General features: G+C 69.1%; 19 protein-coding genes and 1 pseudogene. 14 read left to right on the top strand and 6 right to left on the bottom strand.

Annotated features, from left to right (window positions below):
• Positions 1-445: 445 nt before the first annotated feature.
• The 4 genes from ACH4K4_RS26645 (at position 446) to ACH4K4_RS26630 (ending at position 4,167) form a co-directional block, all read left to right on the top strand.
• The gene (locus ACH4K4_RS26645) at positions 446-1,150 is read left to right on the top strand and encodes a hypothetical protein (protein WP_398170627.1); all 705 of its coding nucleotides are present in this window, start codon (positions 446-448) and stop codon (positions 1,148-1,150) included.
• A 19-nt stretch (positions 1,151-1,169) separates the two neighbouring features.
• A complete protein-coding gene (locus ACH4K4_RS26640) occupies positions 1,170-1,568 on the top strand; it encodes a hypothetical protein (protein WP_398170625.1) in 399 nt (132 codons plus the stop codon).
• Between the two features lie 248 nt (positions 1,569-1,816).
• Entirely contained in the window at positions 1,817-2,656 is an 840-nt protein-coding gene (locus ACH4K4_RS26635; protein ID WP_398170624.1) for a polysaccharide deacetylase, read from the top strand.
• Positions 2,657-2,832: 176 nt separating this feature from the next.
• A complete protein-coding gene (locus ACH4K4_RS26630) occupies positions 2,833-4,167 on the top strand; it encodes an NAD(P)/FAD-dependent oxidoreductase (protein WP_398170623.1) in 1,335 nt (444 codons plus the stop codon).
• A gap of 577 nt (positions 4,168-4,744) precedes the next feature.
• On the opposite strand, the gene ACH4K4_RS26625 is transcribed toward ACH4K4_RS26630, so the two are convergent.
• Positions 4,745-5,428 (bottom strand): TetR/AcrR family transcriptional regulator, encoded by a 684-nt coding sequence (locus ACH4K4_RS26625; protein ID WP_398170622.1) that lies wholly within the window; start codon positions 5,426-5,428, stop codon positions 4,745-4,747.
• Positions 5,425-5,790: a hypothetical protein gene (locus ACH4K4_RS26620; RefSeq protein ID WP_398170620.1), complete on the bottom strand. Its 366-nt coding sequence runs from the start codon at positions 5,788-5,790 to the stop codon at positions 5,425-5,427. Before ACH4K4_RS26620 ends, ACH4K4_RS26625 begins: the two co-directional genes overlap by 4 nt.
• Positions 5,791-6,076: 286 nt before the next feature.
• On the opposite strand from ACH4K4_RS26620, the gene ACH4K4_RS26615 reads away from it, so the two are divergent.
• Positions 6,077-6,889 (top strand): phytanoyl-CoA dioxygenase family protein, encoded by an 813-nt coding sequence (locus ACH4K4_RS26615; protein ID WP_398170619.1) that lies wholly within the window; start codon positions 6,077-6,079, stop codon positions 6,887-6,889.
• Positions 6,890-6,941: 52 nt separating this feature from the next.
• Here the strand turns inward: ACH4K4_RS26615 and ACH4K4_RS26610 are convergent, their stop codons facing one another.
• Complete coding sequence (locus tag ACH4K4_RS26610) at positions 6,942-7,775, bottom strand: LuxR C-terminal-related transcriptional regulator (protein WP_398170618.1); 834 nt, start codon at positions 7,773-7,775, stop codon at positions 6,942-6,944.
• Positions 7,769-9,697 carry an ATP-binding protein gene (locus tag ACH4K4_RS26605; protein WP_398170617.1) on the bottom strand — a complete coding sequence of 643 codons (1,929 nt, stop codon included), beginning with the start codon at positions 9,695-9,697 and terminating at the stop codon, positions 7,769-7,771. The genes ACH4K4_RS26610 and ACH4K4_RS26605 overlap by 7 nt, the downstream gene beginning before the upstream one ends.
• A gap of 183 nt (positions 9,698-9,880) precedes the next feature.
• Here ACH4K4_RS26605 and ACH4K4_RS26600 point away from each other — a divergent pair, with 183 nt between their 5' ends.
• From ACH4K4_RS26600 to ACH4K4_RS26565, 8 genes are all read left to right on the top strand, one after another.
• Positions 9,881-10,795: an MBL fold metallo-hydrolase gene (locus ACH4K4_RS26600; protein WP_398170616.1), complete on the top strand. Its 915-nt coding sequence runs from the start codon at positions 9,881-9,883 to the stop codon at positions 10,793-10,795.
• A gap of 22 nt (positions 10,796-10,817) precedes the next feature.
• Positions 10,818-12,308, top strand: coding sequence for a carboxylesterase/lipase family protein (locus ACH4K4_RS26595; RefSeq protein WP_398170615.1), 1,491 nt, complete (start codon positions 10,818-10,820; stop codon positions 12,306-12,308).
• A gap of 331 nt (positions 12,309-12,639) precedes the next feature.
• A complete protein-coding gene (locus tag ACH4K4_RS26590) occupies positions 12,640-13,731 on the top strand; it encodes an NAD(P)-dependent alcohol dehydrogenase (RefSeq protein WP_398170614.1) in 1,092 nt (363 codons plus the stop codon).
• A gap of 39 nt (positions 13,732-13,770) precedes the next feature.
• Positions 13,771-15,195: an NAD(P)/FAD-dependent oxidoreductase gene (locus ACH4K4_RS26585; RefSeq protein WP_398170613.1), complete on the top strand. Its 1,425-nt coding sequence runs from the start codon at positions 13,771-13,773 to the stop codon at positions 15,193-15,195.
• Positions 15,196-15,583: 388 nt separating this feature from the next.
• A complete protein-coding gene (locus tag ACH4K4_RS26580) occupies positions 15,584-16,351 on the top strand; it encodes a hypothetical protein (protein WP_398170652.1) in 768 nt (255 codons plus the stop codon).
• Entirely contained in the window at positions 16,237-16,635 is a 399-nt protein-coding gene (locus ACH4K4_RS26575) for a tetratricopeptide repeat protein (protein ID WP_398170651.1), read from the top strand. Before ACH4K4_RS26580 ends, ACH4K4_RS26575 begins: the two co-directional genes overlap by 115 nt.
• A gap of 121 nt (positions 16,636-16,756) precedes the next feature.
• A complete protein-coding gene (locus ACH4K4_RS26570) occupies positions 16,757-17,134 on the top strand; it encodes a hypothetical protein (protein WP_398170611.1) in 378 nt (125 codons plus the stop codon).
• A 275-nt stretch (positions 17,135-17,409) separates the two neighbouring features.
• Complete coding sequence (locus tag ACH4K4_RS26565; protein WP_398170609.1) at positions 17,410-18,120, top strand: NADPH-dependent F420 reductase; 711 nt, start codon at positions 17,410-17,412, stop codon at positions 18,118-18,120.
• A 461-nt stretch (positions 18,121-18,581) separates the two neighbouring features.
• Here ACH4K4_RS26565 and ACH4K4_RS26560 read toward each other — a convergent pair whose 3' ends face one another.
• Positions 18,582-19,034, bottom strand: a complete 453-nt coding sequence (locus ACH4K4_RS26560) for a MarR family winged helix-turn-helix transcriptional regulator (protein WP_398170608.1) — start codon at positions 19,032-19,034, stop codon at positions 18,582-18,584.
• Between the two features lie 91 nt (positions 19,035-19,125).
• On the opposite strand from ACH4K4_RS26560, the gene ACH4K4_RS26555 reads away from it, so the two are divergent.
• Positions 19,126-19,809, top strand: coding sequence for an SgcJ/EcaC family oxidoreductase (locus tag ACH4K4_RS26555; RefSeq protein WP_398170606.1), 684 nt, complete (start codon positions 19,126-19,128; stop codon positions 19,807-19,809).
• Positions 19,810-19,963: 154 nt separating this feature from the next.
• On the opposite strand, the pseudogene murJ reads toward ACH4K4_RS26555, so the two are convergent.
• Positions 19,964-21,598, bottom strand: a pseudogene (gene murJ, locus ACH4K4_RS26550) (murein biosynthesis integral membrane protein MurJ); the annotation flags it as partial.
• Positions 21,599-21,878 lie beyond the last annotated feature (280 nt).

Genomic DNA, 21,878 nt, shown 5'->3' with positions numbered 1-21,878 from the left:
GGCCGATGACACCGGGGAGCCATTCCTCCCGGCGGGCCTGGGCAAAACGTGAGGACAGACGCCGGTACGTAGGCGCGGGGTCAGAGGTCATCCACCCGGAGACGAGTCGGCAGCACACCTGCCGGAGGTGCAACCGCCGATCTCGTTGCAGCCGGTGACGCCTTCGACATCGTCGTCGCACCGCCAGGGTTCCGGGGGCCGCCACCACACCACCCACTGACAGCCCGCTCACACGCCCATTCGTACCCTCGGGGCCAACTTTCCAAAGTTGCAGCCCAGGCGACCGATACGACCGCCTTTGCGATCTCCGTCACATGCAAAACGATCTTGATGTGCTGTCATCTGCGGGACCAAATGGGCGCTCTTCCCGAAGCGGGAGATGTGCTCGCAATCATGCCTGAACACGGGGTATTCACTCATGAAGTTCTCTGCCACGAGAAGTGGAATGTTCACCCGCGGCGCCATGCTCGTCGCCTCCGTCACCGCAGGCGCCGTCCTGGCCACCGCCACCGGCGCCCAGGCCGCTCAGGCCACCCCGCACCAGCCCACCGACCGGGCCGCGACCGTGCAGCTTGCCGACCAGGGCGGCTTCACCGCCGGCGAGCTGGAGCAGGGCAAGACCCTGGCCGACGGCATAGCCGAACTCGGCATCAGCGAAGACCAGTTCGCCCAGGCGCTGGACATCGCGCTCACCCGCACCATCGACACCCACGGCCTGCGCGAGCGGCTTGCCGCGCTGCCGGCGTCGCCCACCGCCCAGCAGACCGCCGAGGCCGCCTACCCCGGCGACACCGAGGCCCAGGCCGCCATGCTGCCCGTCCTGGCCAACGAGAAGGTCCGCTACACCACCCTGCAGAACCTGGGGGCCCAGAGCGGCGAGAAAGCCCCTGCGGTCGCCTTCGGCTGGTGGGACAAGACCAAGTTCGTCGTCGGCTGCGCCGCGGCGGTGGCCGGCGTGCTGATCTCCTTCGTTCCCGCCGGCTCGGGCGTCCGGGTGGCCCGTGCGGTCAAGCTGTTCAAGAGCTACGGCGCCAAGAAGACGGCCGAGATCCTCTGGCGCTTCATGAAGGGCAAGCACGTAGGTTCGAAGGAGCGGGAGGCCGTGAAGGCGTTCATCGGCATCAGCGCCATCCAGAAGGCCTGCACCTGACCTCGCCGGAGGTGGACTCGTGACTCTGGAACACGTCTCGGTCGCCGTGGTGGCGGCAGAGCTCGTCATCATGCTGCTCGCCCGCTTCGGCACTGGACGGCGGCACTGGCGCCACTACAAGAGAAACGAGACAGCGCCACACAAGCGTGACGACATCAGGCTCGGCCCCGGCCTGGTGTACTCCGTCGCCGCACTGGCCCTGGTCGCCATCGCCGTGTTCAGCGGCATCGACTTCGAGTGGAGCATCGGCACCCTGAGCCTGCTCGGTGTTCTCGGCATCCTGGTTCCGGGCTACGCCGCCAACTCCGTCATGCTGCTCAGCACCCGGGGCCACAAAAAGCCGCTCAAGGGCTGGCAGGAGATGCTGGCGTACGTACTGGCCGCGCTCGGCGGAGCCGCCGCGGTCGCCTTCATCTGACCACCGCACCATCGATGCCGGGCACACCACCAACGTGTGCCCGGCATCGTCCTTGCCTCCCCAGCCCAGAACGCAGCCGACGGCGTGTGTGATGGGTGGGCTGGTTCGTTCATCAACGGGTCGGGGTGAAGCCCTGTTCGGACGCGAGCGGAGTGGTTCGAGCACAGCCGAGGGGAACACGCGGGATGGAAGGCGGTGTTGGTGGGAACACGACGAGCAAGCCCCCGGCACTCGGCCAAGGAGCCTTCATGCCGCTCAACCTGCCCGAAGGTAAACGTCTCGCCGTCAACATCGGCGTCGACTTCGACGCGCAGTGCGCGCCCAACGGAGACACGTCCAGGCTCAGCCCCGCGTTTTTGTCGCGCGGAGATTTCGACGTCGAGGTGGGCGCCCCACGCCTGCTCGCGCTGTTCGAGAAGTACGAGATCCAGACGACCTGGTGCACACCCGGGCACACGTTGATCACGTTCCCGGACAGTATCCGGTCGGTGCTCGACCACGGGCACGAGATCGCCGCGCACGGCGCGTACCACGAGTCGGTGCCCTCGCTCACGGAGCAGGAGGAACGGCGGCTGATGGAGCTGCAGCTCGGCCAGCACGAGAAGATCGTCGGCAGGCGCCCTCGCGGCTACCGTTCACCGGCCTGGGACTTCTCCGACGCCACACTCGGCATCCTTGAGGAGTTCGGCTTCGCCTGGGACAGCTCGTTGATGGGCCGCGACTTCATCCCCTACCGGCCGCGCTCCGTCGTGGTCCACCGCGAGGAACCGAACGAGTTCGGCCCGCCCAGCTCGGTGCTGGAACTGCCCGTGTCCTGGCACATGGACGACGTCCCCGCACTCGACCATGTACCCGGGATGCTCGCCGGGCTCATGTCGACCGAGGGGGTCTTCACACGGTGGCGGGACACCTTCGACTACGCCTACGAGAACGAGCCCGGCGGCGTCGTGACCCTCACCGTGCACGGCCTCGTGAGCGGGCGGGCACACGCGATCATGATGTTGGAGCGGTTCATCCGCCATGCGCGGCAGCATGACGATGTGTGGTTCGCGACGCTGAGCGAGATCCACGACCGCTGGAGCGACTGAGCGCATGCGCCGGCCAGGCAGGCCACCCGGCGAGGCGGGGAGCAGGCAGGGCGGCTGCCGGGCAGGGGACGCAGCCGGCGGCGGGCGACCTTTCACGTAACAACTGTTGTGCAAATTCGTGGGTCTCGGTACGGTGACGTCATCTTCTGTACTCAGGACGGAAATCCGGGATCACCATGTACGACGTTGCAGCGAGCGGGGCCGGCTTCGCCGGTGTGACGTACTCGGCGTTCAGCGGCTGGGCCGAGCGGCCCACCGATTTCGCGCCGATGCTGGAAGGGGAGCTGACCTGCGACATCGCCGTAGTCGGGGGCGGATACGCCGGCATGGCAACGGCGCTGCGGCTGGCCGAGCGCGGTGCCGATGTCGTCCTGCTGGAGTCCGGGTTCTGCGGATGGGGCGGCAGCTCACGCAACGCCGGATATCTGTCGAACGCGCTGGCCGGCGACCCGCAGCTCCTGCACACCCTCTACAGGCGCCGACTGCCGGGGCTCGTCCGTTACGCGGACAGGGCGGCGCGTTTCACCGAGGAGTTGATCGGCCAGCTCGCCATCGGCTGCGACTACGAGCCGACGGGCAACGTCATCGCCGCCGTCTCCCCGGGACAGCTCCGGCGCACCAAACGCAACGCCGCGATCCTCCGGGGCGCGGGGGCGGACGTCGAGTTCGTCGAAGGCCGCGGCTTCGGCCTGCCGAAGACGTTCCTCGGCGGCGTCTTCGAGCGGGCCGGCGGGCTGCTGAATCCCGGGAAGCTCGCGCTCGGTCTGCGCGAGGTGCTTCTCGCATCGGGCGTGCGGACCTACGAACGGACCGCCGTACGCGCGATCGAGCCTCATGGCTCAGAGGTCGTTGTCCACGTGCCCGGCGGACGCCTGCGCGCCGAGCGTGCGGTGCTGGCCACCAATGCCTACTCCCGCGACCTCGCGATCGCCCCGAAGCGGATGGCCACGCCGGTCTGGACCAGCCTGGTCGAGACCGAACCGATCGATCCCGAACGCCTGACGGCGACCGGCTGGACCAGGCGCACCGGCATCATCACCCCGCACACGATCCTGGAGAACTACCGGCCCACGCCACGCGGCACGATCATGTTCGGAACCCGTCGGCTGCGGACAGCGCAAGGAGCTCTGGGCGCCCGCGAGCCGGACGACGCGGTCGTGGCGGACCTCGTCCGCGGATTCCACGAGCGTTTCCCCTCGCTCAGCGACGTCGCACCGCAACGCGCCTGGGGCGGGTGGATCGCAATGACATCGTCACTGCTGCCGGTCGCCGGAGAGGCGACGAAAAACGTCTTCTACGCCATCGGCTGCAACGGCCACGGCCTCGCCCAGTCCCCTTACCTCGGCACACTGCTGGCCGACCGGCTCGCCGGCGACCGGATGCACGAGGACCTCGCCGCCGTATGGCGTACGCGGCCACGGTTCGCTCCGCCCGTCTTCAGCGCGCCGACGCTGCATGCCGCCTGGACGATCGACCGCGTCTCGGACCGCTTCCACCGTCGCAGGGCCTGAAGGCGGTTCGACTGTTCGGCTATTCGGCCGTTCTCCACCTGCGCCGTGTTCACGGCTGGGAGATTACGTTTGAGCAGCAGGGACGAACGCGAAGAGTACGAACGCGCCGACACCTGCTGCCGAGAATCTGATCACGCTTTCGTCGGCCATGATCACTGCCGTGCACCCCGCACTGCCGTGCACCCCGCGATGACCAGGCTGACCGTCGACCGGCGTCGTCCGGAGAGCCAGCGATGCACGGACGAGCCCTTCTTTACGGCCGCCGTGTGACAGAGCAGCGCTGAACGAGAAGGCCCCCGACTGATGTTACGAGGGCTCCGGTCCCTGGACGGCAGCATTGAGAGCATGCCTCGGCGCCTTGGTTTCCCGGTGCCTCGGCGTCCCGGCGCCCTGGAAAGCGAGAGGCGTGCGTCGAGCTTCAAGAACATCGGGTCCACTACTCGGTCGTCAAAGTCGTCGAGGACGGCCGATGCCTTCCCCGGGCGCTCCCCCCGCCGACACGCACCTCCCGCACACCGGCGCCATGCGAGACCTGTTTCCAGCCGCGGCGTTCAGGCCCAGCCTTCAGGCGCAGCGGCTATTCCTGATCCGCGCAGCGATCCGCGGCGATACCGGTGAGCAAGATGTCCGCGAGTTTGTCCGCGTAATCGGCCGGGTCGATGCGGGAATGGCTCCCGAGGTATCCCAGCATCATGTCGATCGCACCCTGGTAGGTGATGGCCATGACGCGGGTGTCGAATTGCCGCAGGCTTCCCTCGGCCTGTCCGCGCCGGAACAGCGACTCTTGTGCATGGAAGATCTCTTCATAGGTATCCACGGTCAGGCGGGGCGTGCCGTCGGGGTGGCGGAGATTGTGGAAGATGCGGTTGAGGGCGGTCAGTTCCACCCGGTGGGTGGCACTCAGGGCCGCGGCCCGGCGCAAGGCTGCGCGCAGGATGTCCGGCACGGGCTGCGCCAGGTCGAGCGAGCGCGCGATCTGGTCCCTGATGGTCGTCATCGTCGCTTTGGCGGTGGACTCCATCAGGTCGTCCTTGCCCGCGAAGTAGTGCCAGAGCAAGCCCTTGGACACACCGGCCCGATCGGCGACGCGGGTCAACGACAGGCCGTCGTACCCCCGGTCGGCAAGCTCCGCCACGGCCGCTGCGATGATCTGGGCCCGGCGCCGGTCCTCATCCAGCCGTTGCCGGCGCGCACCCGGCCCTGCGGAGGGCGAGGGCGCGCCGGTCTCGCCGGCGCCGCCGGTCGCCGCCGTCCCGCTCATCTGGGGCCGTCCGGCAGACCGCGGCGGGCCCGGACCGAGAGGGCCACCAGGACCAGCATCATCGCGGCGATGACCAGCATCTCGACGCGCATCCACGACGGGAAGACGCCCGGCAGTACGGCCTCGACGAGGTTCACCACCAGCAGCACGCATCCGATGACGGTGACCGCGCGGAAGCCGGCGCGGCTTCCCTTGAGCGCCGCGCGTGTCCGCAGCAGGAGCACGATCGCGAAGACGGCGACGACCACGGCATGCCCCCATGCCTCGTCGGTCGCCAGGGACGGTGCCGCCGCCATCATGGCGGCCAGCGCCACCACCGTGCCGAGACAGACCGCCGCATAGGCGTTCACCAGTCGCTTCACCTGCGCTAGCGGAGCTGGCGCGAAGGCTGCCGGCTCCCGCTCACCTGTTTCCACGTTGTTATTGACCACACGGTCAACGTATCGACAGTTGACCACGCGGTCAATAACGGGAGCACATCGTGGTGGCGGCACTCTGGAGGGAAGGCGACGAACTGCGCGCCGGCCGGTCCGGGCCGCGCGGAGCGCGTCTGTTCTCGGAGGAGGCGGTGCAGAACTCGGTGCGCCCGACGAAAGCGGTGCGGAAAATGTTGGGTGAGCGGGGCCGGTGTCGCCGCACGATGAGGGCATGGATGACACGACCTTGATATCCCGTTTCCTGCGCGACGGCTTCGTGAAGCTGGAGGGTGCCGTCGCGCCGCGCGTGGCCGCGGACTGCGCGCGGCTGCTGTGGCGCGAGACGGGCTGCGACCCGGACGACCGGGCAACGTGGACGCAGCCGGTGCACTGGGTGGCCGGCATGGCGCAGGGGCCGTTCGCCGCCGCCCCCAACTCCCCGGCCCTGCACCACGCGTACGACCTGCTCGTCGGCGCGGGACGCTGGGAGCCACGCTACTCGTTGGGTACGTTCCCGCTGCGCTTCCCGCACGAGCAGGAGCCCGACGACGCGGGCTGGCACGTCGAGGGGAGCTATCTGCCGGAGGGCGAGAGCTGGTACTTCACCAACCTGCGCTCCCGGGGCCGGGCGCTGCTGATGCTGTTCTTGTTCAGCGAGGTCGGCGAGGCGGACGCCCCGACCCGGATCCGGGTCGGTTCACATCTCGATGTGCCGAAGGTGCTGGAGCAGTACGGGGAGGACGGGGCCAGCGGGCTGGCCCTGGCGCCCGATCTGGTGGCGGCGTCCGACCACCGGCCCCTCGCCCTGGCCACCGGGTCCCCGGGCGACGTCTTCCTGTGTCATCCGTTCCTGGTGCACGCGGCGCAACCGCACCACGGGAGGCGGCCGCGTTTCATGGCCCAGCCGCCACTGATGCCGGCCGCGCCGTACGAACTGGAGCGGGCCGACGGCGCGTACTCCCCCGTGGAGATCGCGATCCGCCGGGGCCTGGGACGCAGCACCCCCGGCCCGGACGGCAACGGCACCGACTACAGCGCCGGGTAGAAGTACTTCATCCCTTTCCGGAACCGGGCGGAGAACCCGTGCCCGGCGGCGCTCAGCCGCGTGTTCCTGATGACGGTCTGCGGTTGGGGACCTCCGTCGCAAAGGTTCCCTCGATGAGGTCGCGTAGCTGGGAACGGGCGGTGATGCCCAGCTTGGGGAAGCTGCGGTAAAGGTGCGAGCTGACCGTGCGCGGGGAGAGGAAGAGTTTCTCGCCGATCTCACGGTTGGTCAGCCCGCTGGCGGCGAGCCGGACGATCTGCTGCTGTTGCGGGGACAGTTCGGCAAGCGCGTCGGGGGCCGTATCCGTGACGTCGAGGCCGGCAGCGCGCGATTCGGCCCGGGCGCGCTCGATCCACGGGCGTGCGCTCAGGCGTCGGAAGATTTCCAGGGCCTCGGTGAGCGGCCCGCGCGCCTCTGCGATGCGGCGACGGCGCCGCAGCCACTCGGCGAGGTCGAGCAGGGTCTGTGCGCGTTCGAAGGGCCAGTACTCCAGTATCGGATCCGCCAGGGCCGCCCGGAAGTGCGATTCGGCGTCCTCGGAGTGCGCCAACAGGCCACGGTTCAACAGGCCACGGTTCGCCAACAGGCCGCGGGCTCGGCTGATCAGTGCACGCAGGCGAGGTGGAGCGTTGTCCGCCAGCGCAGACGCCGAGCGTTCGACGATCGCAACAGCCTCCTCGTGGCGGCCGCAGCGCACAGCGGCGGCCGCCAGATCTGCGAGAGCCGGGTAGGAGGCGTGGTAGTGCACGGGTGCGCCGTCCGCCGTGAAGACCGCGCGAAGGTGGCCGTACGCGGTCTCGTAGGCGCCTTCCGCGGCCGCCGCGGCACCGAGCGCACGACGGGCATAGACCGCGACCGAGCGGCTCTCCAACGGATCGATCAGCATGAGCGCGTCCTCGGCCCGGGCGCGGGCCGAGGACGCATCACCCTGAAAGGCCAGCACGGTGGCATCCACCGTGGCCGCGCAGGCCACGGCGTGGTCGAGACCGGCCGCCCGGCCGACCGCGGTGATACGGGCACAAGCCTCACGGGCCCCATCCCACCGCCCTCGCTCCACATAGGCCCAGGCCACCGCGCCGCCCAACCCCTCAGGCAACGCTCCCTGCAACTCCCAGCGGTCGAAGGCCCCGTCAAAGACGCGGACCGCCCACGGAGTCTCGTCCAGAAGCCACGCCATGATCCCGACGGCAGTGAGCCACTCCGGCCGGCCTTCTGCCTCGGCAGCCAACTCCGGCAGCAGGGAGACGAGTTGAGCCCGATCACCGAACCGGAATAGAAGCGGACCACGGCGGCGCCGGCCACCAGGTCCATTCCGGCCGCGGGCTGGCAGGCCGCCAACCGCTCAGCCGCTTCGGCCAGCCGGGAGAAGACCACCGTGTGACGCACGGTCAGCACCGCCAGCCGACCGGCCTGCACGGCGGCGGAAGCCAGCAGGGCCGCGTCCTCGGTGCGCATGCGTGCCGCGGCAACCAGATCCTCGACCCAGGCCATGTCTCCGGTGAGCACAGCCGCCGCGGCGGCTTCGACCAGCAGCCGGGCACTGTCCTCGCGCCGCGGCGCGAGTTCCGCGGCGCGCTGCAGGGCCTGGGCCGCCGCCGCATGCCCACCCCGGCGACGGGCCCGACCGGCCGTCCGCTCCAGTTCCGCCGACACCGCCGCATCCGGATACGGACAGGCAGCGGCAAGATGCCAGGCACTCCGGTCCGCACTCTGGTCCGGTTCGTCCCGCAACATCGCGGCAAGAGCGAGGTGAGCCTCGCGCTGGGCCTCCACGGAAGCGGCGTGATACACGGCGGACCGGATCAGCGGATGGCGGAACCGGACATCCCGGCCAGCCCGCCGAACCAACCCGGCCTCCTCAGCCGGCAGCCATACCGCGTCCCCGGCGCGCGGCAGCCGCGCCGAAACGGCGATCGCGGAATCGGCGCTGTCCATGGCGGCCAGGAGCAGCAGAGCCCGCGTGGTGGGGGCGGGCAGGTTGTTCAGGCGGGCGGCGAAGACCCGCTCCAGACGATCGGTGAGCGGAAGCGGACCTGTAGACGGCAACCCCGCAGCCATGCCCTGTGCCGACGCCGCCCTCGACAGTTCCACCAATGCCAGCGGGTTGCCGCCTGCCTGGTCGAGGATGCGCGACCTGGTACGGCCAGTGGGACTCTTCGGCTGCAGGTCCAGCAACTGATGAGCCGCAACGTTGTCAAGCGGCCCCAACGCCAGCACCGGCACATGACGGTCGAAACCCGGAAGCTGATCGTCATCGCGGGCCCCGATCAGCATCGTGACCGGTTCACCCGCCAACCGTCTGGCAGCGAAGGACAGCACATTCAGGGAAGCACGATCGAACCACTGCGCATCGTCCAGCACCACCAGCACCGGACAGCGGTCGCCCAGGCCTGACAGCAGACTCAAGACCGCGACCCCGACCAGCATGAGGTCGGGTCCCGACGCGGCCGGCCCCTCGCCGAAGGCATCCCGCATCGCAGCGCGCTGCCTTCCAGGCAGCCCGTCCACCTCGGCCAGCACTGGCCGCAGCAACTGATGCAGTGCGGAGAAAGCCAAGCTCGACTCCGACTCGCTCCCCTCGGCACGCAGTACGCGAGCACCGCCGGCTTCAGCCCGGCGCACCGCGTGCTCCAGCAGCGCGCTCTTGCCCGTGCCCACATCACCAACCAGCATCAGTACCGGGTCGGCCGACACCGAGTCCACCGCGCGAAAGAGGCGTGCCGATTCCGCGTCCCGGCCGACGATCAGCTCCCCCTGGTCCGGCTCGGGCCCCTTGAGCGCACCGCGGTCGCCTGTGTGCTCGTCCACGGAGTCTCCCGGCATTGCGGCTTTCGATCGGAATCGCCTTGTCCTGGCCCCAACCAGGCTACAGGCGGCCGGTCCCACTGCCCGGCGCTGCACGCAGGTGCAGTCACATTACGGGTACCGCGCGGGCCAGGCCGCTCCTACGCTTCCAAGAAAGCCTCCGCATTTCTTTTCCAAGGATTTCTCATGGAACAAATCAAGCTGGGCAACGTATCCATCACACGGGTATGGGAGTACTTCGGTCCCGTCGAAATGACGCCCGACACCTTCTTCCCGGAAAGCCCGAAGGAAGTGTGGGACGACGGCGCGCCCTGGCTGACCCCGCATTTCCTGGATTACGAGACCAACGTCGTGAATTCCGCGATCCAGACCTGGCTGCTGCGCAGCGAAGGCAAGACCATCCTTGTCGACACCGGCGTGGGCAATCACAAGGACCGCCCGTACGCGCCGGTCTGGAACCGCCTCGAAACAGACTTCCTGGCCAATCTCGCACGCGTCGGCGTCGCGCCCGAGGACGTGGACATCGTGATCAACACGCATCTCCACATCGATCACGTCGGCTGGAACACGTACCTGGACAACCGCCAATGGGCTCCCACTTTCCCCAACGCCACCTATCTGATGCCGAAGGACGACTTCGACTTCTGGAATCCCGAGAACGGCCACAAGCCACTGCTCGGCCGCGGCAACCAGAACGTCTTCGAGGACAGCGTGGCCCCGGTACACCAGGCTCGCCAGACGCTGTTGTGGGAAGACAGCCATCGGATAGACGGCGGCCTCCGCCTGGACGCGGCTCCCGGGCACACCCCGGGCTCCTGCGTCCTGACTCTCACCTCGGGGACGGACCGCGCGGTGTTCGTCGGCGACATGCTGCACAGCCCCGTGCAGATCATCGAGCCCGACGCCAACAGCTGCTTCTGCGAGGACCCCGCGGGCGCCCGCGCCACGCGCCGCAAGGTGCTGGGCTGGGCGGCCGACAACAACGCACTCGTGATCCCCGCGCACCTGGGCGGCCACGGCGCCGCCGAGGTGGTACGCGAGGGAGACAAGTTCGCCATCAAGCGCTGGGCCCCCTTCGCCCCGTACCCCGAGCAGGCCTGAGACCTGCGGAAAGGCACCAGACATGAGCCACCACCGAGAGCCCGTCGTGACCACGGCGCGGGGAGCCGTCCGCGGCCTGCGCCAGGGCGACACCGCCGTTTTCCTGAACATCCCCTACGCCACCCCGCCCCGCGGCGCCGGCCGGTTCGGGCCGCCGCAGCCGCACGAGCCGTGGGACGGGGTACGGGACGCCACCGTGCCTGGGCCCAACGCGCCACAGTCCGAGCGCAAGCTGGGCAGCCTCGACATGTCCCCCTACTTCGGCGCTGGTTGGAGCCGCGGCGAGGACTACCTGACCGCCAATGTCTGGACGCCCGCCGCCGGCGGCGGCGAGCTGCCGGTCATGGTGTTCGTCCACGGTGGCGCGTTCGTCTCCGGATCGACGCGGTCCGCGCTGTACGACGGCTCCGCCTTCGCGCGCGACGGCGTCGTCCTCGTCACCCTCAACTACCGGCTCGGCATCGCCGGGTTCCTCGACATCCCCGGCGCGCCCGCCAACCGCGGACTGCTCGACGTCCTCGCCGCGCTGCGCTGGGTGCGGGGGAACATCGCCGCCTTCGGCGGTGACCCCCACAACGTCACTCTTTTCGGCCAGTCGGCCGGGGCGACCATCGTCGGCGGCGTCCTCGCCGCCCCGCAAGCCGCGGGTCTCTTGCGCCGGGCGATCGTCCAAAGCGGCAGTGGCCTGGGGGCGTTCACCACCGAGCAGGCCGCCCGCGTCACCAGGGCAGCGGCCGAGGTCCTGGGCATCAAGCCCCAGGACGACGCCTTCGCAGACATCTGCGACGACCGTCTGGTCGAGGCCGCCTCCCGGCTCGTGGGCATCGACCTGCAGACCGAGAGCCACAGCGACCCGCTGATCGGGCTCAGCCCCTTCAGTCTGGTCCTCGACACGCAGCCCGCCGAAGCCGTCGCCGCCGGCCGCGGTAACGGCATCGACCTGCTCATCGGGACCAACACCGAGGAAGGAAACCTCTACCTGGTCCCGGTGGGCAAATACGCCACCTCGACCGCCAGGGACGTCGATGATGCGGCGGCGCGCTCGCACCCGAAGCCGGCGCGACTCGTCGGGGCGTACCGGCAGGCACGCCCCGAGGCGTCCTTCGGCGAGCTGCGCTCCGCCATCATGGGCGACGCGCTGTTCGGAACAGGCACCCGGGCCCTGGCCGGCGCTCATGCCGCGCACCGCGATTGCGCCACCTACGCCTACGAGTTCGCCTGGCGCTCCCACGCCCTGGGCGGACAGCTCGGCGCCACCCACGCGGTCGAGCTGCCTTTCGTCTTCGATGTCATTCACCTACCGCAGCTGCACGGGTCCGCCGCCCTGCTCGGCCCAGACAAGCCCCCCGTTGATCTCGCCGCCCGTATGCACGAGACATGGGTCCGGTTCGCCAGGACCGGCAACCCCGGCTGGCACCCGTACGACGACGAGCGCCGGGCCACGATGCGCATCGACACCCAATGGACCCAGGTCGACGCCCCCCACTGCCAGGAACGACAGGCCTGGCGCTGACCTGCGGCCACCTTGCCAAGGACACACCCACACCAGAACCGCCGCCAGCACCAAGAACGCACGGGCCGGAAGCGAGTGGATGCTGCGTGGACGTCGAGCAAGCCCGCGCCCGTATTGCCACCCTCCGGGCAACCAGTGGCAAGGTGTCGGACACCGGCGAGCTGGGCAGGTTGCGGGCGGCGCTTCCGACCGTACGGCCTGAAGCTATCCTCGCGGTTCGCTCGCCTCGAACAGTGAGTCGGCCAAAGGCGGGGCGGCCCTGTGGACGGTGGAGTTCCGCGGGGAGACGATCGCCACCATGACGGCTCCCAGCAACCCAAGGAAGACGCACGTGCAGATACAAGCAGCCCTGGTCGAGTCCCCCGGTGGCCCCTTCACGCTCCGTACTCTCGACCTTGACTTGCCGAGGTCCGACGAGATTCTGGTCCGGGTCACCGCCGCCGGCATCTGCCACACCGATCTGGGCATGCGTCAGCTGTGGCCGCAGGACCGCCTGCCCATGGTCTTCGGCCATGAAGGTGCCGGCGTCGTCGAAGCCGTAGGCGACGCGGTCACCACCGTCGCACCTGGCGATACCGTCTGCCTCACCTACCAGAGCTGCGGCGTCTGCCAACCGTGCGCGGCGGGGACCCCGGCCTACTGCGAGCACGCCGGCGCCCTCAACATGGCCGGCTCCCGGCGCGACGGCAGTACGCCCCTTTCCCACCCTGACGGCACTCCGGTGCACGGCAACTTCTTCGGCCAGTCCGCCTTCGCGACGCACTGCCTGACCACCGCGAGCAACACCATCCGCGTCCCCGCCGACCTGTCCCCGACCCTGGTCGCCCCACTGGGGTGCAGCGTCCAGACCGGCGTCGGTACGGTCAGCACCGTCCTGCGGCCGCGCCCGGGTACCACCCTGGCCGTTTTCGGTGCGGGCAGCGTCGGCCTGAGCGCCATCATGGCCGCGGTCGCCGACGGCCACACCGTCATCGCCATCGAGCCCCTGGCCGGACGTCGCGCGCTGGCGAGGAAGCTCGGCGCCGCGGCCGTCATCGACCCCACCGCAGAAGATGATGTGACAGCGGCTGTCCGCGATGTCACCCACGGCGGGCCGCACTACGCCGTCGACACCACCGGCCGACCGGCCGTGGTGTCCCAGGCCCTCCATGCCTTGCGCAAACAGGGCACGCTCGCCCTGGTCGGCATCGGTACAGCGCAGTTCGACACCATGCCCGTGATCACCGCAGGAATCACCATCCGAGGCGTCACCGAGGGCGACGCGAACCCCACCGAAGCCATCCCCCAGCTGGTCGACCTCTACCGGCAGGGAAAACTCCCAGTCGAAACGCTCATCACCGAATTCCCCTTCACCGACATCGAGGCCGCTGCCGGCGCAGCTCTGGCGGGCCACGTGGTCAAACCCGTCCTCACCTTCGCATAGCGTCCTGGGTCCATGACGCCACTCCGGGGAGAACCACCTGTGACCACCCACCAAACCCCGCACTCCCCCTCCGCGCACTCCCCTGCCGCCGTGGTGCTCGGTGGCGGCCTCACCGGCATGCTGGCCGCCGCCGTCCTGGCCGCTCACGCCGAGGTCCACATCGTCGAACGCGACCTTCTGCCCACCTCCCCCGCGCCGCGCAAAGGCCTGCCTCAAGCCCAGCACGCCCACTTGCTGTGGTCCGGCGGTGCCCGCACCATCGAAAGCCTGCTGCCCGGCGTCACACAGCGGTGGCTGAAGGCGGGCGCACGCCGGATCCCGCTGCCGACCGGACTGGTGTCCCTCACCGCCCAGGGATGGCTGCGCCGGTGGCCCGAAATGCAGTACCTCATCGCCTGCTCACGCGATCTGCTCGACTGGGGCATACGCCAACAGGTCCTGGCCCACCCCAGGGTCCGCGTCCTCACCCGTACCGAGCCCGTCGGGCTGTCCGGCACTGCCGGGCACGTCACCGGTGTCGACGTACGCGACACAACCACCGGGGACGTCCAGCGGCTCGACGCCGACCTCGTGGTCGACGCCACCGGACGCGGCTCCGTGGCCGCCAACTGGCTGGCCGCACTCGGCCTGCCGCCCGTAGCGGAGGAGCACGTGGACTCCGGCCTGGCCTACGCCACCCGGATCTTCCGCGCCCCGGCCGGAACCGCACACTGGCCCATCGTCAACGTGCAGTCCGACGCCCAGGCTCCGGTGCCCGGCCAGACAGCGACGCTCGTTCCCATTGAAGGCGCACAGTGGCTGGTCACCCTGTCAGGCACCCGTGGCGGGCAGCCGACCAGGGAAGCCGGCGAGTTCCTGCCGTTCGCCCGCAACGTACGGCACCCTGTGGTGGCCGAACTCATCGCCGGCGCCGAACCACTGACCGACGTCCGCCTCTCCCGCAGCACTGTCAACCGGCGCCGCCGCTTCGACCTCCTGCGGGCCTGGCCCCGCGGTTTCGTCGTAGTCGGTGACGCCGTCGCCACCTACAACCCCCTCTACGGCCAGGGCATGTCGGTCGCCGCCCAGGAAGCCGCCGCCTTACGCGATGCGCTGGGCCGGTACGGTCTCGGCGATCCGGGCCTGGCCCGGCGCTTGCAGCGCACCGTGGGGCGCCTCACCCAGGCACCCTGGGCCATGGCCACCGGCCAGGACATCCTCTACCCCGGCGCCGTAGGCCCACGGCCCCCCGCAGCCGCCCGGCTTCTGCGCGGCTATACCGACCGGCTGCTCAGGACCGCCACCGGCGATCCGGTCGTCACCCGGGCCCTGCTCGACGTGATGACGCTGTCCGCACCGCTGCAGCGTCTGATGCGGCCGAATGTGGCGGCCAGAGTCCTGCTGGGCCCCGTACAGCCGCCCCTGGCCGGCCCTCCGCTGAATCCGCCGGCCCAGCACGTGCCGTCCGGATCCCGCCCCCAGTGACACGGGGAGCGGTGCGGTCCCGGCGCAGTCCGACCCGGTGCAGCCCCGGTGCAGGGCTCCTCACCGGCCCGCCCGTCCCTCACGCCGCTGTGTCATGGCACGCACGGGCGAGGGGCGGCGGGGCGGGTTCCCCGCCGCCTTCTCGTCAGGTATGGGCTATCCGGCCGGCGCGGCCGGCGTCCGGGGAGCCCGGATCAGGGTCGAGAGAGGGGCGCTCTTCTTCGTGTCCGTTGGCGGGGCCGCGTCCTTGGCCTTGCCCGACGGCCGTGCTGCGATCACGCAGTTGGACTTGCCGGATTCGGCTTCGCCATTGACGGCGGTGACACAGAATTCGTAGTTCCAGACGCCGGGGACCAGGACGGACAGCAGGGAACTGCTGGAATCGTTGGTGGACGCGTCCCTGTTGCAGTCGCCCGCCCCCGACCGCTACCAGTACCACGACCTCGTACGCCTGTATGCGCGGTCCTGCGCCGAACGCGACGAGTCCCCCGAGCAGCAGGACGCGGCCCGGTCGCGACTGCTGGACTTCTACCTGGCGACAACCGCCGCTGTCTACGCGATCCAACGGCCCGGCGACACCACCCCCGACCACCTCGAACCCACCCGATGGCCCGGGCTGCGCTTCGACCACCCCGAGCCTGCACTGCAGTGGCTGTTCACCGAGGCCAGGTCCCTACTGGCATGCGCCGACGTCTCGGCACACGCCTCCGCACTGCGCCGCGCCGCCGACCTCATGCTCGTCGCCAAAGACCTGGCCGAATCCGGCTCGGACGCCCGGCAATACATGCAGGTGAACGCCCGCCTCGTAGCAGCAGCCGAAGCGAAGGGCGACGCCCGGTCCGTAGGCCGACTGCGCTGTCCGATGGTGAATATCCACATCATGGCCGGCCAATTGCAGGAGGCGGAACAGGCGGCCCACGCCATCAGGGACCAACAGCTCCGCTGCTCCGACCCCGTGATCACCGCACGCGTCCACAACGACAGCGGCATCCTCGCGTGCATGCAGCACCGACACACCGACACACCGGCGCAGAGAACTACCTGCTCCAGGCGCTCGACGCGTTTCGCCGCCACGGAGACCAGAACGGCACGGCGAGCGCGCTCGCCAACCTCTCCCGCGCCTACCTGGACACCGGACGCGTCACCGAAGCGGTGAGCCTGGCCGAGCAGTCCCTTGCCATCTGCCGCGTCATCGGCGCAACGCTGCGACTGGCCAACAGCAGGTACGCGCTGGCACTGGCACTGGCGCAAGCCGGCCGTACGGACGACGCCCTCGCCGAACTGGCCCTCGCCACCTCTCACGGCACCGGCAACAACCGGCTCCGCGCCAACGCTCTCAGCACCCTGGGCCGCGCCCTGGAGCGCACCCAACAAGCCCTCGATGAGCCCACCGCGCTGCCGGTCAACAAGCGGCCGAAGCCCTGTGACGTGCGTAAATGAGCACTTGGCCGCGTAGCAGAGAGTCACCGGGAGAGGGCACAGCACATGGCGAAATCGGCAACTGCCCCTGCCGAGTTGCGGTCGCTAGCCTGATCCCACCTACAAGGGAGGGGAAAGATCTGTGGATAAGAGCGCAAGAAAGATCACTGCGGCCGCCTTCGCTGTAGCCGCAGTCCTGGGCACGACCTCAAGCGCGCAGGCTGGGGAACGCGGCACCCAGCAGACCGACTACGCCGGCTGCAAGATGGGCTACGTGTGCGTCTACCCGAATGCCAGCTGGAACAACGACACTCCTGAGCACCGCTACTACACGTACGGAGTGCACAAGTTCTCCAACGAGTACGGGGTGCACCGGGTCTTCAACAACCAGACCGGCGGCGCCACAGCCGCTCTGTGCAGGAACAGCAACGGAACCGACTGCACGGGCAAGATGGCGTCTTGGACATGGTGGGACCCCGACCTGACCCCGTACAACTCGATCAGGCTCGACCCGTCCTGACCCAGGCCGAACCGGCGACCAGGCGCCCTGCCTCCCGCCCTCGGCTCCGGCCTTCCGTTCCGGCCCTGGTTGGCCCCGTTGGTCCTGACGGGGCCGACCGGGCCAGTCGCGGCGGATCTGTAACGGGAACAACGGCCACAGCAGACGCACGGGCGCGTTACTTGTTCACCCGTTCAATTGTCATGGTCACTTCGCTGCACCCGCATAAAGGACAAACGCTGTCCTGGATGCCACCTAAAGTGGAGTGACCATAACGAACAAAACGGGACACTTCTATGAAAATCGCTATTCTCGGTACCGGCGGCGGCGCCCGCGCCCACATCGCCAAGCTGGCCGAGCTCGGCCACGAGGTCCACGTCGGCACCCGCGACCCCGAAGCCACCCTTGCCCGCACCGAGCCGGACCTGATGGGCACCGGACCCTTCAAGGACTTCCTCGCCGAGCACCCCGGCATCCAGCTCCACACCTTCGCCGACGCCGCCGCCCACGGCGAGCTGGTCATCAACGGCATCGACGGCCACAACGCGGTGGCCGCCCTGTCCGCCGCCGCCGAGCAACTCGCGGGCAAGACCCTCATCGACTATGCGGTGCCCTACGTCTACAACCCCGACATCGCTCATCCCTGGCCCACCCCCTGGGGCGTCATGCCCACCCTGGACCCGTGTGACAGCGACAGCCTCGCCGAGCAGATCCAGCGCGCCCTGCCCGCCACGAGGGTCGTCAAAGCCTTCGTCACCCAGGAACAGGACACCGTTGTCGCCCCGCGGGCCGTCGGCGGTGGCGACCACACCATGTTCCTCGCCGGCGAGGACGCAGACGCCAAACAGCAGACCGTCGACCTGCTCACGGCCTACGGCTGGCGCGACATCCTCGACCTGGGCCCGCTGGTCGCCGCCCGCGGCATGGAGATGTACGCCCACCTGCACTCCGCCATCGGTTTCGCCCTCGGCTTCGGTACCCACTTCGGCATCAAAGTCATCCGCTGACCTGCGCAGAAAGGCCCCAGCACGGCCAGCGCACGTCGCCTTCGCCTTTGCCTTCGCCGTCGCCTTCGACGAGCCGAGGCAGCGAGGGGGACTCGGACCGGGTGCGCAGTTCAGCGCCACCGCTCCGGGAGACGGCGGATGAAGTCCAGCAGCAGGGCGCAGAACGCCGCAGGCCGTTCCAGCGGCGCGAGGCGCCCTGCGGCGGGGATGACCACGGCCTGGCCTGCGTCGAGTCGCGGGCCAGGCCCTCGCCGCCCGTGAATGTGGCTTCGTCGAGGGTCGCCCGCAGGCCGCTGCACGATGCCGAGGTGGCACTGGGGAAGCCGATGTTGACGAAGCACGAGCCGCGGTCACGGCCCCCGGCCGAGGCGACGCGCACATCTCGCCCCGCTCAGCCCGCGCCTCCGACAGCTGCTTGACCAGCAGCTCTTCGAGACCATTCAGCTTCACGGTGACGCCATTCACTGATCGCGCAGCTGCTCGGCGGCCTCCTGGTACGCCTCCGCGGCACGAGCGAAGTAGTCGAAGAGGACGTCGAGTTGCTCCGGTGTGTAGCTGCCGAGGATCTTCCCGATCTTCTGGCGGGCGGGGGCCATGACGCGGTCGAGTTCCGCGGGTTCGCCGACCGGCTCGACGGCCACCTTGCGCCGGTCGACGGAATCGGGCACACGGCGCACATAGCCCGCCTGCTCCAGGCGGTCGATCAGTCGGGTGGTCGGCCCGGTCGTCAGACCGGTGCGCGCGGCCAGTTCGCCCGGGGTCATCGCACCCGTCAATTGCAGGATGTTCAGCGCGTACAGATCGGTTGCCCCGAGCTCGCAGGCGCGGGCGCTCGCATGACTGTGCAGCAGCACCGCACTCAGGTACTTGCGGTAGGTCTCGCCCGCATCGGGGCGCATCGACGGCGTTGACAAGGATTCCTCCACTTCCTAATCTCTTCTTCGAGGAAGAGAAATCTTCGACGCAGTAACTTCTCTTGCGAAGTTACCACGGGAGGGTACATCCATGATCACCATCAGCACCCCGGACCCGAAGCAGGCCGAGCCCGTCACCACCTCGGCCCCGAAGAGCCGCCGTCGCCGCATCAAGATAATCCTGGGAGTCACCGCGCTGACGCTGGCCGCAGCCGCGGGCGGCGGATACCTGTGGCTCAACGCCCTCTCCGACGCGAAGGACCTCGGCGTGAGCGACTGCAACGCGGTCAAGCCCGAAATCACCGCCACCCCGGGCGGCGCCGCGACCGCCGACGACCAACGAGCCGTCTGCCAGACCCTGCGCTCGATGAAGGATGCGTGGGCCCGACACGACGCCACCGCGTACGGCGATCAGTTCACCAAGGACGCCACCTACACCAGCTACGTGGGCACCGCCTACCAGGGCCGACGCGACATCGCCGAAGGCCACCGCGCCCTGTTCGGCGGATTCCTCAAGGGCACCAAGCTCTCCGACTCGTGGCTCGGCATCCGCTTCTACGGCCCCGACACCGCCGTGGCCACCAGTCGCGGCGACACCTACGAGGGCGGGGAGCCGAAGGCGGCCGACCTCTCCAAGACGCAGAGCTACACACTGGTCCGCCAGGCCGACGGCACATGGCGCATCGCCGCCTTCCAGAACACCAAGCGCCAGCGCGTCATGGAACGTATCTCGTTCCTGTTCTCCCCCGACACCAAGCCCGCGGCCGAGAAGTGAGCGCCCGTGACGACAAGGATTCCCCAGGCCCACCGTACACGGGGCGGAGTGCTGCCGAGGGCTGCGGGCTCGCCGTCGACACCATCAACAGCAGGCCGAGCCGGGCAATGGCCGCGCCTTGCTGCTCCGCGGGGCCAACCGCATCGGCGGGAATTCAGCCGAGCCTGCCCCTGACCATTCCGACCAGGGCGTTGAGCTCCTCGATACGTAGCCGTTTCGCGGTGACGGTGAAAATGCCGAGCAATACGAGACCGCCGGCGATCAGCGCGACGAGCGATCCGAAGGCGCTGTCGCCCAGGCCCCGGATGACCGCGAATGCCGCGGCGCCGCCGGCGACGGCCGCGGGAACGGCCGCGATACACAGCCGGACATACGTCCGGGCGATTCGCCGCCCGTCCAGATCTCCGCCGAGACGGTTGCGCAGCCGGCCCCACGCCACTCCGACGCCCACCGCATAGGCGAGTCCATAGGAGGCCGCCATACCGGTGACTGCCCAGGCAGCCGGGAGTACGAAATAGCAGACCGCGGATGCGGCGCCGTTGACGCCGGCCACGACGAGTGTGTTGGAGAAAGGGGTCCGGGTGTCCTCATAGGCGTAGAAGCCGCGCAGCACGACGTACTGCACGGAAAACGGGATGAGTCCGAGACCGAAAGCCATCAGGATCAAGCCCATGCCGCGGGCGGCTTCGAGGTTCGCGCCGGAGAAGAGCAGAGTCGACATCGGCAGGCCGAGTGCGAGGAACGCGAAAGCCACCGGGACGATGGCGACCGCTGAAGTGCGGAGCCCCTGTGAGATGTCGTCACGCACGGTTTGCTGGTCGTTGTCCTGGGCCGCACGGGCGATACGGGGCAGCACCGCGGCCATCAGCGAGACGGTGATGATGGCCTGTGGCATGCCCCAGATCAACTGTGCGTTGCTGTACGCGATGAACCCCGCGCCTTCCTTGCCGGACGCCTTCCCGGCGGCGGTGGCGAGCTGGGTGACGACCGTCGCACCTGCTTGATTGGCCAGCACGAACAGCACCGTCCACTTGGCCAGTTTGACTGTTTTTCCCAGTCCCTGGCCCTTCCAGTCGAAACGGGGACGGAACCGGAAGCCGGTCTGCCGAAGGTAAGGAATCATGGCCAGGGCCTGCACCACGAGACCCAGCAGCGTCCCGACGCCGAGCAGCCGGACCCCTTCCGGCGGAATGGTCCGGACATCCATGTGGGACTGGCCGGAGGTGCCGTAGACCCAGATGAACAAGCCGAATGTGGAGATGACCACGATGTTGTTCAGAACGGGCGTCCACATCATGGCCCCGAATTTCCCGCGGGCGTTGAGGATCTGCCCCACCACGACGTGCAGCCCCATGAAGAAGATGGTGGGCAGGCAATAGCGGGCGAAGGTGACGGCGACGCTGTTGGCCGCCTCGTCACGGGTAATGGTGTGGGACATCAACTGGACGAGCCACGGCGCGGCGAACACCGCGACGGCGACAATCACGCCGAGTGTGACCATGACGAGTGTCAGCAGGCGATTGGCATACGTCTCGCCGCCGTCCTCGTCCTCCTTCATTGCCCGCACGAGTTGGGGAACGAATACCGAATTGAGCCCGCCGCCGACCGTGAGGGTGTACATCATGGTGGGGAGGGTGGAGGCCACGGTGTAGGCGTCACCCAGCACCGCGGCGCCCAGGGCCGCGGTGATCACCAGACTGCGCAGGAAGCCGGTGAGCCGGGACACCAGCGTCCCGGCGGCCATCACGGCGCTGGATTTCAGAAGACCGGAGGCGCGGCCGCCACCGGATTGCGCCGAGGACGGCTCGTGAAGCCGGGCGTCCATGGGCGGGCTGTGCGGAAGACCTACCGAACCAGCGGCTTGCTCGGTGCCCGGAGGGCCTTGCACAACGCCGAGTTGCACGGTGTCGAAATCGAGGCGTCGCTCGTGCTCCCGAAACCGGTCGGCAGGATCACCCTCTGTATTCGGGGGCCGTCCTCCGTCACCCGGCATGCCCATGGTCGCTCCCTTCCTCGTTACGGACAACGGCAGGCTTACGGCAAGCCCGGCCGACCGCGATTGTCGAACA

The organism is Streptomyces sp. NPDC017529, assembly GCF_044329785.1.
GTDB lineage: Bacteria > Actinomycetota > Actinomycetes > Streptomycetales > Streptomycetaceae > Streptomyces.
This window is presented reverse-complemented; position numbering and strand designations above follow the sequence as displayed.

Bases quoted from the DNA above. Each gene is read 5' to 3' on its own strand.
- ACH4K4_RS26645 (WP_398170627.1), top strand. From the start codon at position 446: ATGTTCACCCGCGGCGCCATGCTCGTCGCCTCCGTCACCGCAGGCGCC.
- ACH4K4_RS26635 (WP_398170624.1), top strand. From the start codon at position 1,817: ATGCCGCTCAACCTGCCCGAAGGTAAACGTCTCGCCGTCAACATCGGC.
- ACH4K4_RS26630 (WP_398170623.1), top strand. From the start codon at position 2,833: ATGTACGACGTTGCAGCGAGCGGGGCCGGCTTCGCCGGTGTGACGTAC.
- ACH4K4_RS26625 (WP_398170622.1), bottom strand. From the start codon at position 5,428: ATGAGCGGGACGGCGGCGACCGGCGGCGCCGGCGAGACCGGCGCGCCC.
- ACH4K4_RS26615 (WP_398170619.1), top strand. From the start codon at position 6,077: ATGGATGACACGACCTTGATATCCCGTTTCCTGCGCGACGGCTTCGTG.
- ACH4K4_RS26610 (WP_398170618.1), bottom strand. From the start codon at position 7,775: ATGCTGATCGATCCGTTGGAGAGCCGCTCGGTCGCGGTCTATGCCCGT.
- ACH4K4_RS26600 (WP_398170616.1), top strand. From the start codon at position 9,881: ATGGAACAAATCAAGCTGGGCAACGTATCCATCACACGGGTATGGGAG.
- ACH4K4_RS26595 (WP_398170615.1), top strand. From the start codon at position 10,818: ATGAGCCACCACCGAGAGCCCGTCGTGACCACGGCGCGGGGAGCCGTC.
- ACH4K4_RS26565 (WP_398170609.1), top strand. From the start codon at position 17,410: ATGAAAATCGCTATTCTCGGTACCGGCGGCGGCGCCCGCGCCCACATC.
- ACH4K4_RS26555 (WP_398170606.1), top strand. From the start codon at position 19,126: ATGATCACCATCAGCACCCCGGACCCGAAGCAGGCCGAGCCCGTCACC.